The following is a 14101-nucleotide window of genomic DNA, read 5'->3' on the forward strand; positions in this document are numbered from 1 at the left end:
GATTCGTGATGCGGTACGCGGACGGGGCGGGCGGTTACGCGCCGGGGGGTGCGGAGCGTGCGGCGCGTTCGGAGCGTTCGGAGCGTTCGGCGTCGGGGAGCAGCCGGGGGATGAGGCGTACGTAGATCACCATGCCGACGACCTCGACCAGGGTCTGGGCGACGACCACCACCGCGGCGGCGGCCAGCCGGTCGGGCAGCGCGAGGGCCAGGGGGAGGACGACGAGGGAGTTGCGGGTCGCGCCGGTGAAGACGATCGCGCGGCCGGCGGGGGCGTCGAGGCGGAACAGCCGGGCGACGCCGAGTCCGGCGACGGCCATCACGGCGAGGAAGAGCACGTAGAACGGCACCACGCGGGCCACGTCGCCCTCGCTGCCGTCGAGCTTGGGCACCTGGGAGGCGACGACGGTCGCCAGGGTCGCGGCCATCAGCGGCACCATCGCGGTGCCCGCGGCGCGGGCGGCGCGCTGCCCGGCGGGGCGGCGGGCGGCCCACGCCTGGGTGAGCCAGGCGAGGGCGAGCGGGATCACGATGAGGACGGCGAACGCCTCGACGAACGGCCCGGCTTCGACGGTGTCGGCGAGGCCGGAGCCCATGAAGAGGTACAGGTAGCCGGGCAGCAGGACCATCTGCGCGAGGAGCAGCAGGGGGGTGGCGGCGAGGAGCCGGTGGCTGCTGGCGCCGGCGAGGCCGCTGAAGACGATCACGTAGTCGACGCAGGGGGTGAGCAGGACGAGCAGGACGCCGATGCGGACGGCCCGCTCGTCGGGGAGGAACGCGAACACCGCCGCGACGACCAGCGGGACGACGACGAAGTTGACGACGAGCGCGGCGGCGAGGAACCGCCCGGCGCGCAGGGACCGGAGCAGTTGGGCGGCGGGCACCTGGAGGAACGTCACGTAGAGCAGCGCGGCGAGCACGGGGCTGATGGCGCGCTCCAGCCCGGTCCCGGCCCCGGGCACGACCCACCCGAGGACGCCGCCGGCGGCGAGGGCGCCGAGGTAGACGGCGACCTGATGCCGCTCCATGGCAGCGACGGGACCGTCCGACTGCGCCATGGGGTGCTCCTGGGGGGCGGGGTGATCGACGTTGCGCTTTCGACGGTAACGGGGGTGGGGCGGCTGCCGGGGGTGGGTGGCTGCGGGTCTGTCGGGTCTGTCGGGTCTGTCGGGTCTGTCGGGGGTGGCGTGGCTGCGGGATCGGGCGGCTGCCGGGCCGGTGGGGCTGCGGGGTCGAGGCGGCTGTCGGGGCCGGTGGGTGAGGCGGGCGGGCGAGGCCGAGGTGGTGGTGCGGGCCTCGGGTCCTGCCCCGTGGCCCGAGTGGTGCGTGTCGTTGGGCAAAAGTCGGCGTCGGTGGGTGATTTGGTCTGGTTTGGCGGGGGTGTTGCCGGGAGTTTGTACCGGTGAGGCGCACGTGAGGCGGCCGGGGGTGCCCGCCGGGGAGGTGCTGTACCTGAAGCTGATGACCGCGCACCACCGGGGCGGGGTGCAGATGTCGCAGATGGCGCGGCCCGTGGCCGGGACGCCGGTGGTGCGGCGGCTGGCGGAGACCACGCTGCGCGGGCAGCAGTCGGAGATCAGGCTGATGGAGGACATGCTGGCGGAGCGCGGCGCCACGAGGGGGCCGTAGGGCTCACCAGGTCGCGTTGTCGTCCCACGGCTGGAAGGTGGCGTACTCGACCGGGTCGTCGTCCTCGTCCAGGCCGGCGAACCCGGGCGTGGCCAGCGTGCCGCGCTGCAGGGCGAGGAGGGTGTCGAGCAGGCCGCCCGCCAGCGGCGGGCCCTGGTCCGTCTGCCGGGGCCAGAAGATCAGCGGCCAGGTGCCGGGATCCGGGCCCTCGGTGAGCCAGCCGAGGTAGTCGCCGTCGATGGAGGAGGCGAAGGGGAGGAAGCCGCCGGGCTCGGGCCAGACCGCCAGCGGATACCGCTCCGGGAAGCCGGCCTTGAGTTCCCGGTAGCTCTCCGCGGCCTGCTCGACGTGCGTACGGAAGCGCAGCTCGCCGGTCCTGAGGGGGGTGTGGAAATCCAGCCACTCGCTCCACTGGCCGGCGCCGTACTCGTCCATCAGCCGTACATACTCTCCGGGCAGCCGGATGCCCAGGTCTGCCCACAGCCCCGCCCAGGTGCCGTCGCCGAGGTACGGCCGCGCGGGCGGCGGCGTCAGCAGCCGCAGCGCGTTCAGCCCGGTGCCGGTCTCCAGCGCGACCCGGCGCTCGGCCGCGGTGAGCCGGGGCGGGACATGCGCGGGCGGGGTCCACGGCCCGGCGTCGAACAGGAAGGCGGTCCGGGCGACGGTGCCCGGGAGGGGGCTGGGGTGGGAAGGGAGTGCCCGGACGCCGCGGACGGTGTGGCGCAGGAAGCCGGTGAGCGTCAGGCCGTACGGGTGCCAGCGCCGGCCCGGCCTCTCCCCCCGCCTCTCCCCCGAGCCCTGTACCACCACGGTCCACTCGTCGGGGTCGGCGGAGACCGAGGTGTCCCAGAACAGTACGTCGTTGCCCCGCGTGCAGCCCCAGGCCAGCAGGCCACCGGGCTCGGGGTGGAGCACGGGCCGCGCGGCCTCGGGCAGCTCCCGCGCCTCGATGCGCGCCTTCCGGTGCGTCACGCGCAGCCACTCGCCGTAGTCGAAGGGGCGTCCCACCTCGGCCCCCACCTGGGCGGACGGCACGTGGATCCACACCCACTCACCGAAGTCCAGCGGCCCGTACCGGTCGGCGAGGCGCTTGTAGTCGGCCGGCAGCCGCAGCCCGAGCCACTCCTCGACTGCCGCCCAGTCGATGGGTACGGGGACGGGCGGACGCTCCGCGGAGGGGGTGGTGTACGTGCTTATGCCTGTTGTCAATTGACGTGCCTTCCGTGGGCCGGCTGCGCGTCCGATTCTGCCGTCCGGGCAGGTCGGGAGCCGTCAGCGGGCGAGTGCTTCGTCGAGGGCGGCGGCGAAGTCCTCGTACGTCTGCGGGTTGGAGATCTTCTCGCCGCCGAGGAAGAACGCCGGCGTGTCTGGACGGTCGGCGGCGGGCGTGGCGCCGGTGGGGGAGTCGTCGCCGGGCAGGAAGGCGGCGGCGAGGGCGAGGACCGCGACGAAGACGGCGGCGATGACCGCGGTGGCGGAGAGGTGCTTCTTGTTGTTCAGGCTGACGGCCCGGGGCCGGTGGCCGGGCGGGGGTCGGGCCGTACGCCGGGGGCGCGCGCAGCCGCAGCCGCGCCGAGCCGAGCTGCGGCAGCAGCACGCAGCCGGCGGCGAGTGTGGGCGTGAAGGGCGTACGGGCGCGTCCGTGGGCGTCAGTGCGCGGTCCGTGTCCCGCGGTATCCGGTGGTACGTATCCGGAAGGCGGGCGTCGACCGCAGCCTGACGAGCACCGCGACCCCCCCGGCCGCCGGTGTCCCGCCGGACCGGCCCCCGCGCGCCCGCGGCAGGGGAGGCCGGGCCGGCGGGGCCGGTGGGGGCGGACGGGGGCCGGGGCTGTGCGGCCGGTCAGGCGGGTGTGCCCAGCACGGCGTCGAACGCCGTCGACAGCGTGCGCCAGGCGGCCTGCCCGGTGGCGTACTCGGCGTCGGTGAGCAGGCACGCGTCGAGTGTCCGGCGCAGTGCGTCGCGCTCCAGGCCGGGGCCGGTGAAGGTGAGGTACTGGCCGCGGTCGCCGTGTGCGGGGTGCCAGTCGAGGGCGGCGGCCACCCGCCGGGCGGCGGGCTCCAGCTCCCACGCGGCCTCCGGCAGCGCGGCCAGCCAGGGCCCGGCGTGCTCGATGCACAGCGCGCCGCCGGTGGCGTCCCAGGACAGCAGCGTGTCCGGGCGGTCGGCCAGCCACAGCCGGCCCCGGCTGCGTACGGCGGCGCAGGTGATGTCCTCCAGGGCCGCGTACAGCCGGCCGGGGTGCAGGGGGCGGGAGCGGCGCCAGACGAAGGTGGCCACGCCGTGCTCGTCCGCCTCCTGCGGGAGCAGGGCGCAGGCGGGGTGATGGCGCCCCGCGGCGGCGTGGACGTCGAAGCCGGCCAGGGCCGCGCGGGCCAGCTCCGCCGAACCGGCGGGCAGCCGCCGGGAGGTGTGGTGGAGCTGGCCGAGCAGGGCGAGGTCGGCAGGTTCGGGGGCGCCGGTGCAGGTGAGGGCGAGCAGCGGCGCGTACTCCAGTTGGCGGGCGAAGGTGTCGGCGGTGGTGCGCTGGTCTTCTGGCGCCACCGCCAGGCCCTGTTCCGCCAGGTCCTCGCAGCAGGTGAGGAACGGCAGCAGGGAGTCGATGTCGACGGCGGTGAGCACGCCGGTGAGTTCGACGGCCTCCTTCGGCCCGGCGGCGATCAGCTCGGCGATGGCGCGGGGCTCGACCGAGTCCCACAGCTCGACCACCGCCAGCGGGTACGCGCCGCCGACGGCCAGTGACAGGAGTGTGGGTACGAGGTCGTCGCGGACCGCACAGCAGCCGCAGGGCGCGGACATGCGGGGGCGGCCCCGGTCGCGTACCCCGGCCGCGTCCCGGACGGTGCGCAGCACCCGCCCGTCCTCGGTGCCGCCGAGGTCGTGGTGGACCGCGACGGCGCCGGGCACGGCGCGCAGCAGCGTCTCGACGGCCGCCGTGCGCGCCTCCCGGTGCATTCCGGCGACGACGACCACCGGCAGCGGCGTCCGCTCTCCCGCCACCTCAGCGCTCCTGGTGGCGTCCGTAGCGGCGCTCGAACCGCTCGACCCGGCCGGCGGTGTCCAGCACCTTCGTGCGGCCGGTGTAGAAGGGGTGGCTGGCGGAGGAGACCTCCACGTCGACGACGGGGTAGGTGTTGCCGTCCGCCCAGGTGACGGTCTGCTCGCTGGTGGCGGTGGACCGGGTGAGGAAGGCGAACTCGGCGGCCCGGTCGCGGAAGACGACGGGGCCGTAGGAGGGGTGGATGCCGGGCTTCATCTCGGCGGGCTCCTTTCTCAGCGTTCTTCGGCGTTCTTCGGCGTTCTTCGGCGATTCAGCGATTCAGCGTTCCGTCAGCGTTCTTCGCGGAAGAGCACGTGACGGCGGGCGACCGGGTCGTACTTGCGCAGGTGCAGCCGGTCCGGGTCGTTCCGGCGGTTCTTGCGGGTGACGTAGGTGTAGCCCGTGCCCGCGGTGGAGCGGAGTTTGATCACGGGACGGACTTCGTTGCTGGCCATGCCCGGCAGTATACATCGTAACGGTTGTCATTTTCATGTACGCTCCCACTCGCGACCGCAGGACCCACCCGACCGAAAGGGACCGCCCATGTCGGCCCGATGCCAGATGACCGGCCGCACGCCCGGCTTCGGCAACCGCATCTCCCACTCCCACCGCCGCACCCGCAGGCGCTTCGACCCCAACATCCAGCGCAAGCGCTACTGGCTGCCCAGCGAGGGCCGGCACATCCGCCTGACGCTGAGCGCCAAGGGCATCAAGGCCATCGACGCCATGGGCATCGAGAGCGCGGTGGCACGGATGCGCGCGCGAGGGGAGCGGATCTGATGGCGAAGGCAAGCAAGATCGCGAAGAACGAGCGGCGCCGGGCCGTCGTCGCCCGCTACGCCGCCCGCCGCGCGGAGCTGAAGGAACTCATCCGCAGGCCCACCACCCCGCCGGACGTACGCGAGGCCGCGCAGCGCGAGTTGCGGGCCCAGCCGCGCGACGCCAGCCCCACCCGCGTACGCAACCGCGACAGCGTCGATGGCCGCCCCCGCGGCTACCTGCGCACCTTCGGCCTGTCCCGCATCAACGTCCGCACCCACGCCCACGCCGGGCACCTGCCCGGCGTCCGCAAGTCGAGCTGGTGAGGAGAAGACGCCGTGGCCGTACCCAAGCGCAAGCTCTCCCGCAGCCGCACCCGCCACCGCCGCGCGCAGTGGCAGGCCGCAGCACCCCAGTTGGTGCCCGTGACCGTCGACGGTGTCACCCACCGCGTGCCGCGGCATCTGCTACGGGCCTACGAGCGCGGCCTGCTGCGCTTCGAGGACCAGCGATGACCCGCCGCCGCGCATGCAGGAGGCGCCGATGACCCGGCACCCGGTGGACCTGGGCACGGTCCAGGAGACGCTGCTGATCCCGCTGTACGGACGCGCCGTGGAGAACCGCAAGGCCGAACCCGCCCTGCGGGACCCGCGGGCCGAGGAGATCGTCGCCTCGCTCTCCTACGACTTCGCCCGGTTCGACGACCTGCCGAGCCTGGTCGGCTCGGTGCTGCGCACCGCCCTTTTCGACCGGTGGGTACGGGAGTTCCTCTCCGTCCACCCGGGCGGCACCGTGGTCGAGATCGGCGCCGGACTCAACACGCGCTTCGAGCGCGTCGACAACGGCACCGCGCGCTGGCTGGAGTTCGACCTGCCCGACGTGATCGCGCTGCGCAGCACGCTCTTCGCCGACACCGGCCGCCGCAGGGCGCTCGCCGCGTCGGTGACCGCCGGGTCCTGGGCGGACGAGGCGGTCGCGCTGGGCGGCAAGGGCCCGTACTTCCTCGCCGCCGAGGCGGTGCTGCCGTTCCTCACGGAGGCGGAGGTGCACCGGGTGCTGGACCTGGCCGCCACCCGATTCCCCGGCTCCCTGCTGGCCTTGGACACCACGGGCCCGGGTTTCCTCGCCGCGCAGGACACGCACGACGCGCTGAGCAGAGTCGAGGCCCGGATGCGGTGGGCGTGCGCAGACCCGGCGGAGGTGGCCGACCGCCACCCCGGCACCCGGGTCCTCGCCTCGCACACGCTCACCAGCCTGCCGCCGCCGATGCGCCGGGAGCTGCCCGCGGCGTACCGGGAGATGCTCACCGGACTCGCCGGACAACGCCTCCCGCAGGTCGAGGAGTACCGCATGAACCTCATCCGGCTCCCGCACCCGAGTGACCATAGTCACGGTCACGGCTGAGGCGCCGCGGTCAGCCGAACCGGGCCGTCCGGGTCCGGCATGCAGTGCCCGGGCGCCCGGGCGCGGGGGCTGACGGGCTCTCAGATAAAGGGTGCGCGCGGGCATGTGCGGGCCATTGCCTCACGGATAGTCGACATACCTCTTCTGGCATTGACTGTCAGTTTCCGGAGGGTAATTCCCGCCCCTTCTCCAGCCATTCTCGACCGCCGGACTTTCGCCGTGGCGACTCGGCCGTGGGGCGTGGGAAACGCTGCTTGTGCCCGTGCGCTGTGTGCCTGCCGGGAAGGAGCGGGTCGCCATGTGCAACTGTGCATCGAATCTGCTGAGTGCTCACGCTCGTACGCTCCGGCGTCGGGCCGGCGAGTTCACCCGGTCTTTCGCGGAAGTGAACCACGGCGAATAGGTTCAAAGTGGACAGATGTGTGGTGCGGCCCCCGTTACGTTCAGTGTGCGTCGCGGCGCCCGATCCGAGTGCCGAAAGCCCTCTCCATGGGGGAAGCGTTCGGTGGACGGGAGGGTGGAGGTGCTGCACTTGCATGTCGTGGTGTTAAATAGGCACTCGGTCTGAGCCTTGGTGGGTCCAGACCTCTTCCCGGAGGCTCCAGGGTGGTTCCCTGGGGCCTCCGGTGCGTAAGAGGCGGCTTGCGCGTAATCGCCCGACGGCGTTTACCTGCCGGAAATCCCGGATGCCGGACACCGGTAATATTCGAAACCTTGTTGAGTTAACAATGGGCCGCCGATGATCCGCGACTGGTGGCACCCGGTGCACCCCGCAGAATGGAATTTCAATCCCCACCGGTGGGGGATCTTCGTGATGCCGCAGAATCGGTCCGGTGTAGCTGCGCCGTCCGCCCCTCAACGGGGTAACGTGGGGGCCTCGCTCGTCGCCGCGCCGCACGCCGGACTCACCACCGGACAGGCGCGGTGGGAGGTGCTGGACCCACCACAACTTCCCGTTCTGGAACAGAAGGAGGCCCGGACCGTTGAACCGCGCCGTCCCGGACGGCGTCGCAGCACAGGCCACCCGCGTACCGCGGGCGCGCCATCGTACTGCGCTGCCGCCCCGCCCACCGCACCACCTCCCTGCCGCGGCTCCCGCGGCGGCCGGCGACCGCGCCGGCGCTCCCGCTCAACCGGGAGGCCAGGGGTAGAGATGGGCTCGCTTCCGTCGAAGACCGACGGCTTCAACCCCACCGAAATACTCGCAGGGCGTCAGCCCATGCCCCCGGGCAGCTTCCTCCACCACCTGCCGCGCGACATATGGCCGTTGCTGATACAGGCATGGGGCCCGGACGCCCGTACCTTCGAGTCCGGTTGCCGACTCCCGCTCGGCGAGGACGACCGCACCTGCTTCATCGTGCTGGGCGGCTGCGTCCTCCAGAAGCGCTACCCGATGGGCGAGGGGGCGGATGTGATCGCCCGATTCCGCGGCGCCGGGGAGTTCCTGGGCGAGGCGAAGCTCATCGAGCCCCGGTCGCAGGTGAAGACGGTCTGCGTCGGCAACACGTGGGTGATGCCCTGCACCGCGCAGCGGGTGAACGTCCTGCTCAAGCAGCACCCGCCCATGCAACTCGCGCTCCTGCGCAGCCTGGAGGACCGCAGCCGCAGCGACGAGCGGGTCTACGGCATGACCCGCCGGTCCCCCCTCGCCCGCGTGACCACCCTCCTTGTGCACCTGGCCCGCACCGCCGGCGCCAAGGACCCCGTCGATCCCGACCGGATCACGGTCAAGGGGCTGCGGCAGGACGACATCTCCGGCGCCCTCCTCCTCGGCACGTCCACGGTCGAGAACGCCCTGCGCCACCTGCGGACCGGCCACCGGGCCGTCGACAGCGGGTACCGGGAGCTGGTGGTGACCGACCTGCGCGCCCTTGAGCGCCTGGCCCGCACCCCGTAGCCCCCTCCCGGCCCTGCCACCCGCCATCACCCCCCTCGCGCGGCTCCGGTCCCCAGGGGAGCCGAGGCCGCGTGCACCGACGAACGGATGGGTTCGATGAACCTCAGCATCACCGTGGCGATCTGCAGCATCATCGTGATCGGCACCATCGGCGTCGTCAACGCGCGCCACAACCGCCGGGTCTTCGCCTGGAGCAGGAGGACCCGGCGCACGGACGACGCCGCCAAGGACCTGGACGATGTCGACGACTACCTCAAGGGCGTCCGCGAGTTGCTGTGCCGGTACGCCCAGAAGCCCGGCACGGTCGCCGACTTCGATCGCCTGCGCACCCTGCGCAACCTGCTAGAGACCTGTGCCCCGCAGTCCGGTGCGCTGCGCACCGAACTGCAGGACATCGTGGCCCACTGCGACGCCTACCTCGGCACGGCGCTCACGTCGCCCTTGTCCGGCTCCAGGGCGGCGCTGATGGCGGCTGCGATGAAGCAGGAGCAGGCCCGCACCCGGCTCTCCACGGCGGTGAGCAGCGCCCAGCAGCAGGTCCGTACGCTCCGCAGGCCGTGACCCCGCCGGGAGCATCCCGTCCTGCGCCGGCCGTCTCAGGCCGACTTGCGGCCCACGCCGCGTACAGGCCGAGCGCGGCCCACGCCCACCCGGTCATCCCCGGCCTCCCCGGTCTGCGGCGCAGCAGTCGTCCGCGGCGGGGGCGTCGGGGGCGGGGTCGGCGGCGGTGGGCGGGACGGTGCAGCAGGCTTCGCCGCGCCAGGCGTTGCGGCCCTCCCTGACGGCGACGGCGGCGATGGCGAGGGCGGCGACCGGGTCGGCGAAGGCCCAGCCGGCGGTCGCGTTGAGGACGAGGCCGAGCAGCAGGACGGCCGACAGGTACGTGCACAGCAGGGTCTGCTTGGAGTCGGCCACGGCGCTGGCGGAGCCGAGTTCGCGGCCCGCGCGGCGCTGCGCGGCGGACAGGAACGGCATGAGCGCCAGCGACAGCGCGGCCAGCACGATGCCGGGTACGGACGGCTCCGCCTCGGCGCCGCCGGCCAGGGTGCGTACGGCGTCGGCGGTGACGTACGCGGCGAGGGCGAAGAACGACACCGCGGTGATCCGCAGCGTCCGGCCCTCGCGGGCCTGCCGGGCGGCGGGGTCGGACGCGGAGAACTGCCAGGCGAGGGCCGCGGCGGACGAGACCTCGACGACGGAGTCCAGCCCGAAGCCGATCAGCGCGGCGGAGGAGGCGAGAGCCCCGGCGGTCAGCGCCACGGCGGCCTCGACGACGTTGTACGCGATCGTCGCCGCGACCAGCAGCCGTATCCGCCGGGTGAGAAGGGCCGCCCGGACCGGACCCGGGCTGAGGGCAACGTTCGCGGTCATCGTCAGCAGCACCCTTCCGTGGCGGCGTCCGGGCAGGTCCGGTCGTTCGCGACCGCGATGACCGCGGTGCGCAGGTCGTCCAGCGCGTGGGCGAGGCGGGGGTCGGCCAGGGCGTAGCGCATCCGCCGGCCGTCGGGCGAGACGGTGACGAGCCCGCAGTCGCGCAGGCACGCCAGGTGGTTGGAGAGCCGGGTGCGGGAGATGCCCAGCGTCTCCGCCAACTCGGCGGGGTACGCGGGCGCGTCGCGCAGGGCGAGCAGGACGCGGCAGCGGATGGGGTCGGCGAGGGCGCGGCCGAAGCGGGCCAGCACGTCGATGTCCGTGGCGGTGGTCAGCACCCTCAGGATAGTACAGAGGATCCTGGATTCAGGGAATGGTGAACTGAGTCGGGTCAGAGCGTCAGCGCGCCTGCCGCGAAAGCCGCCAGCACCCCCAGCGGGTGGAACGACGCGCGGTTGAAGACCGCCAGCGCCGTCGGTCCTTCGGGGCGGCGCAGCAGGCGTGCGGCCGGGAGGACGAGGGTGGGCACCGCGGTGAGGGCCGTGACGGTCAGGCCCACCGCGCCGTACGACGGCCACGCGGCGGCGGCCAGCGCGCAGGCCGCCGCCGCGGTGGTCAGGAGCAGGGCCGCCGCGAGGCGGGCGGCGGTGCGGGGGCCGTAGACGATCGGCACCGTCTTGATGCCCAGCGGGGTGTCCTCGTCCACGTCGGCCAGGTCGTTGGGGATGTTCCGGCCGCCGATCTCCCACGCCGCCATCCACACCGCCAGCAGCCCCAGCCGCAGCGGGTCGATGCGGTCGGAGAAGGCGAACCAGCCCGCGCACGCGCCGATTGCGACCATCGCCCCGCTGAGCAGGAACTTGTACGCCGTGACCGTGGCCAGCCGGCAGTACACCGCCTCCAGCAGCGCCGCGCAGAGGAACAAAACCGCGCACACCCAGCTCAGCGCCACCGCCACCGCCAGCGCGACCCCGCCCAGCAGCAGCACCCACGCCAGCCCCGCCGCGAAGCGCAGCCTGCCCTGCGCCAGCGGGTGCCGGCCGCCCGCGCTGTCGAGGTCCGGCGCCGCGCGGGTGTGGGCCAGCGCCGCGCTGCGCCGGTCGAGACGGGCGTCGAACAGGTCGTTCGCCGCGAAGACCGCGAAGAACGCCGCGGCGGTGGCGAGTACGGCGGCGGTCAGGCGGCCCGGCGCGGGGTTGTCGGTGGCCAGCAGCGCGCCGACCAGGGGCTGGGCGATGCTCAACAGCGCCTGGTTGCCGCGCGAGAAGCCGTACAACGCCCGCGCCTGGACCGCAAGACTCATCGAGTGGACTCCCTGGGGGCTGGACCGGCTGAACCGGCCGGACTGTGGGGGAAGGGGAGGTCGGGGCCCGCGCCGACGTACCAGTGCGCGAACGCGGCCCCCGCGGCGCCCGGTTCCGCCAGCTCCCGCATCCGCTCCAGCCGCCGGGCCAGCTCCGCCCGGCGGTCGGCCGGGTGGTGCCCCTGCGGATGCAGCAGGTCCAGGAAGCCGGCGGCCAGGTCCCGGGTGCGCAGCACCTCGGGGAGCCGGCGGTCCGTGTAGCCGGACAGGTGCGCCTCGTCGCCGTCCCGGTAGCGGCGGATCAGCGCGTCGGCCAGGTCGGCGGCGTCCGCGACGGCGAGGTTCATGCCCTTGGCCCCCGAGGGCGTCAGCACGTGCGCCGCGTCCCCCGCCAGGAAGAGCCGCCCGTGCTGGAAGCGCTGCCGCACGCTGCTGCGCATCCGCAGCACGCCCGTCTCCACGATGCGCCCCAGCCGCGGCACCGCCGCGCCCGCGCCCGCCAGCCGGGTGCGCAGCCGCTCGTGCGCGCGGGCCGGGGTCCAGCGCGCGGTGGCGTCGCCGGCGGGGATCCCCAGATAGCACCGGGCGATACGGGACGTACGCGGCATGACGCCGGCGAAGCCGTCCTCGTGCACGGCGTACACCACGCCCGGCACCCCGCGGTCGACCTCCGCGAGGAGCGTGAGCCAGTCGTACGGGTACCTCTCGTCCAGCTCGCCGCGCGGCACGGCATCGGGGGGCAGCGCCTGCGGGGTGACGCCGTGCGGGCCGTCGCAGCCGACGACGTAGTCGCAGTCGACGTCAAGACCGGGGCACTCCACCCGCGCCCGGCCGGCGCCGTCCACGTGCACGCGGGTCGCCGGAAGGGAGAACTCCGGGGTGTGGCCCGCCTTGTCGAGGGCGTTGATGAGGTCGCGGACGAGGAGCTGCTGCGGGTACACCCAGTGCCGTACGCCCCCGGACTGCGCGGCGTAGTCGAAGCGCAGCAGCCGGCCCGTACACAGGAAGTCGCACCAGCCGTGCCGGGTGCCCTCCGCGAGCAGCCGGTCGGCCAGGCCGTGCGCGCGCAGGTACTCGACGATCCGGTGCTCCACCAGGCCCGCCCGCGCGCGGCGTTCGCACTCGGCGCGCGAGCGGCGCTCCACGACGGCGACGCCGACGCCGGCTCGTAACAGGACGTTCGCCAGCACCAGGCCGGCTGGTCCCGCGCCGACGATCGCGACCTGCGTACGCACCCGCCGCGGTGCCCGTGCCCCGCTGCTCATGCCGTTCATGCTGCTCATGCCGTTCCCGCCGTTCGTGCTGCTCATGCTGTCTCCCGCAGATCCGCCGGTACGTGGGCGGGGTTGAACACCTCGTGGATGGCGGCCAGCACGTCGTCCCCGCACCACAGCCGGTATGTCCGGAACGCCGCCGCCTCCCGCGGGTCCGGCGGCCACGGGGTGACCCCGGCGCGTACGACGGTCCGCGTCAGCGCCGCGCCCGCCGCCCGCAGCGCCGGGCCCAGCGGCGCCGAGGCGTCGGTGAGGCAGCGCCGCAGCGCGGGGTCGCCGGCCGGGGCCGCGACGGTCTGGTTCCACGACCACAGCCGGCCCCGGCTGTCGGTGAGCGTCGAGTGCCGTACGAGCACGTCGCCTTCGGCGCCGAGCAGAGCGGCGGCGCCGTGCGGGGCAGCGTCGGGCCGTACGAACCTGAGCGTCACGTCACCGACGTGCAGCGGCGCTCCCGCCCACGACTCCAGGAGGGTGGTCGTCAGGCCGTCGCCGCTGAGCAGCATCCGCGTCTGCGGGGCACGGAACCGGCCGATGGCCGAGCGGGCGGAGTCGGGGCCGAGGTCGTCGAAGCCGTCGTCGTGGGCTGCGGGGCGGAGCTGGGTCTTCGTGGGCATGAGCTCACTTTCGGGTGCGGGTACGGAACGGAACGGCAGTTGCCGGGGCGCTCGACGACCGGCTTGCGGTGACGACGAGGTACCCCGGCAGTGCGAACCGAGTGTGCACCCGCAGTGGCTCTCCGCACATCCCCGCGAGGGCGTGGACGGCGGCGGCGCTGTAGACCTTGCGCAGACTGATCAGCCCGTCGTGCGCCTGCGCCGGGCCGCCAGTGAGGAACATCACGGGCACCGCTGCCAGACACAGCGGATGCCGCCACCCGTCCACGAGCAGCAGCGTCCGCGCCACCCGCGTGCCCTCGCGCAGCAGCGCCACCACCCCGGCGGGCGGCAGGTGGTGCAGCGACATCGCCATCACCGCCACGTCGTACGCGCCGGCCGGGGCGTCGATCGCGGTGGCGTCGAGCACCGCGCACCCGGCCCGCGGATGCCGGCCCAGCGGCCCGGCGCGCAGCTCCTCGACGACCCGCTGGTTGACGTCGCTGGCGGTGACCAGGGCGGTGGGGTGGGCCCGGAGGATCCCGTACGCCAAGCGCCCGCAGCCGGCGCCGAGTTCGAGGACCCGGGGCTGCGGGGTGCCGCCGAACTGGGCGGCGGTCAGGCGGGCGCAGGTGCGGTAGCCGAGGGTGAGGCGCTGGAACCGGTCGAGACCGCGCAGGACGCGGCGGGTTTTCGCAGGGGCGTCGGGGCGGTCGATGTACTCGTCTTTGCCGGTCTCGTAGAGCCGGTCCCAGCGGGAGGCGGCGGGTCCGCCGCGGGGCATGACGAGGGGGGAGGGGGGGCCGGGGGGCGGGGGGTTCGGGTTCACGGG

18 protein-coding genes are annotated in these 14101 nt (G+C 73.9%); 7 read left to right on the forward strand and 11 right to left on the reverse strand.

Going from position 1 to position 14101, the window contains the following annotated elements; all coding sequences use genetic code 11:
• Positions 1-34: 34 nt before the first annotated feature.
• Positions 35-1057, reverse strand: coding sequence for an arsenic resistance protein (locus B124_RS14145; protein ID WP_496503153.1), 1023 nt, complete (start codon positions 1055-1057; stop codon positions 35-37).
• 370 nt (positions 1058-1427) lie between these two features.
• Between B124_RS14145 and B124_RS14150 the strand changes: the two genes are divergently transcribed.
• A complete protein-coding gene (locus tag B124_RS14150) occupies positions 1428-1628 on the forward strand; it encodes a DUF305 domain-containing protein (RefSeq protein ID WP_496503154.1) in 201 nt (66 codons plus the stop codon).
• 3 nt (positions 1629-1631) lie between these two features.
• Here the strand turns inward: B124_RS14150 and B124_RS14155 are convergent, their stop codons facing one another.
• The 4 genes from B124_RS14155 to rpmG all read right to left on the reverse strand — a co-directional run bounded on the left by B124_RS14155 (position 1632) and on the right by rpmG (position 5123).
• Positions 1632-2837, reverse strand: a complete 1206-nt coding sequence (locus tag B124_RS14155; protein WP_496503155.1) for an SMI1/KNR4 family protein — start codon at positions 2835-2837, stop codon at positions 1632-1634.
• Positions 2838-3470: 633 nt separating this feature from the next.
• A complete protein-coding gene (locus B124_RS14160; protein ID WP_496503175.1) occupies positions 3471-4583 on the reverse strand; it encodes a CobW family GTP-binding protein in 1113 nt (370 codons plus the stop codon).
• A gap of 46 nt (positions 4584-4629) precedes the next feature.
• A complete protein-coding gene (locus B124_RS14165) occupies positions 4630-4884 on the reverse strand; it encodes a type B 50S ribosomal protein L31 (RefSeq protein ID WP_496503156.1) in 255 nt (84 codons plus the stop codon).
• 74 nt (positions 4885-4958) lie between these two features.
• Positions 4959-5123, reverse strand: coding sequence for a 50S ribosomal protein L33 (gene rpmG, locus B124_RS14170; RefSeq protein WP_496503157.1), 165 nt, complete (start codon positions 5121-5123; stop codon positions 4959-4961).
• An 88-nt stretch (positions 5124-5211) separates the two neighbouring features.
• On the opposite strand from rpmG, the gene rpmB reads away from it, so the two are divergent.
• The 6 genes from rpmB (at position 5212) to B124_RS14200 (ending at position 9289) form a co-directional block, all read left to right on the forward strand.
• The gene (rpmB, locus tag B124_RS14175) at positions 5212-5448 is read left to right on the forward strand and encodes a 50S ribosomal protein L28 (RefSeq protein WP_026277004.1); all 237 of its coding nucleotides are present in this window, start codon (positions 5212-5214) and stop codon (positions 5446-5448) included.
• The gene (gene rpsN, locus B124_RS14180; RefSeq protein WP_496503158.1) at positions 5448-5753 is read left to right on the forward strand and encodes a 30S ribosomal protein S14; all 306 of its coding nucleotides are present in this window, start codon (positions 5448-5450) and stop codon (positions 5751-5753) included. The genes rpmB and rpsN overlap by 1 nt, the downstream gene beginning before the upstream one ends.
• A 12-nt stretch (positions 5754-5765) precedes the next feature.
• Positions 5766-5942, forward strand: coding sequence for a 50S ribosomal protein L32 (gene rpmF, locus B124_RS14185; RefSeq protein WP_496503159.1), 177 nt, complete (start codon positions 5766-5768; stop codon positions 5940-5942).
• A 28-nt stretch (positions 5943-5970) separates the two neighbouring features.
• Entirely contained in the window at positions 5971-6831 is an 861-nt protein-coding gene (locus tag B124_RS14190) for a class I SAM-dependent methyltransferase (RefSeq protein ID WP_496503160.1), read from the forward strand.
• A gap of 1153 nt (positions 6832-7984) precedes the next feature.
• Positions 7985-8728, forward strand: coding sequence for a Crp/Fnr family transcriptional regulator (locus B124_RS14195; RefSeq protein WP_496503161.1), 744 nt, complete (start codon positions 7985-7987; stop codon positions 8726-8728).
• Positions 8729-8824: 96 nt separating this feature from the next.
• Positions 8825-9289, forward strand: coding sequence for a hypothetical protein (locus tag B124_RS14200; RefSeq protein ID WP_496503162.1), 465 nt, complete (start codon positions 8825-8827; stop codon positions 9287-9289).
• Between the two features lie 93 nt (positions 9290-9382).
• Here B124_RS14200 and B124_RS14205 read toward each other — a convergent pair whose 3' ends face one another.
• From B124_RS14205 to B124_RS14230, 6 genes are read right to left on the reverse strand one after another with little or no spacing between them, the layout of a single operon-like run.
• Positions 9383-10099, reverse strand: a complete 717-nt coding sequence (locus tag B124_RS14205; RefSeq protein WP_496503163.1) for a cation efflux transmembrane domain-containing protein — start codon at positions 10097-10099, stop codon at positions 9383-9385.
• Between the two features lie 2 nt (positions 10100-10101).
• Positions 10102-10437 carry an ArsR/SmtB family transcription factor gene (locus B124_RS14210; RefSeq protein ID WP_496503164.1) on the reverse strand — a complete coding sequence of 112 codons (336 nt, stop codon included), beginning with the start codon at positions 10435-10437 and terminating at the stop codon, positions 10102-10104.
• Positions 10438-10490: 53 nt separating this feature from the next.
• Positions 10491-11402 carry a UbiA family prenyltransferase gene (locus B124_RS14215; RefSeq protein ID WP_496503165.1) on the reverse strand — a complete coding sequence of 304 codons (912 nt, stop codon included), beginning with the start codon at positions 11400-11402 and terminating at the stop codon, positions 10491-10493.
• On the reverse strand, positions 11399-12712 hold the full coding sequence (locus tag B124_RS14220; RefSeq protein ID WP_496503166.1) for an FAD-dependent monooxygenase: 1314 nt from the start codon (positions 12710-12712) through the stop codon (positions 11399-11401). Before B124_RS14220 ends, B124_RS14215 begins: the two co-directional genes overlap by 4 nt.
• Positions 12709-13290, reverse strand: coding sequence for a hypothetical protein (locus B124_RS14225; RefSeq protein WP_496503167.1), 582 nt, complete (start codon positions 13288-13290; stop codon positions 12709-12711). Before B124_RS14225 ends, B124_RS14220 begins: the two co-directional genes overlap by 4 nt.
• Positions 13291-13294: 4 nt before the next feature.
• Positions 13295-14098 carry a class I SAM-dependent methyltransferase gene (locus B124_RS14230; RefSeq protein ID WP_496503176.1) on the reverse strand — a complete coding sequence of 268 codons (804 nt, stop codon included), beginning with the start codon at positions 14096-14098 and terminating at the stop codon, positions 13295-13297.
• Positions 14099-14101 lie beyond the last annotated feature (3 nt).

The sequence above is a fragment of the Streptomyces sp. CNP082 genome, from assembly GCF_059570535.1.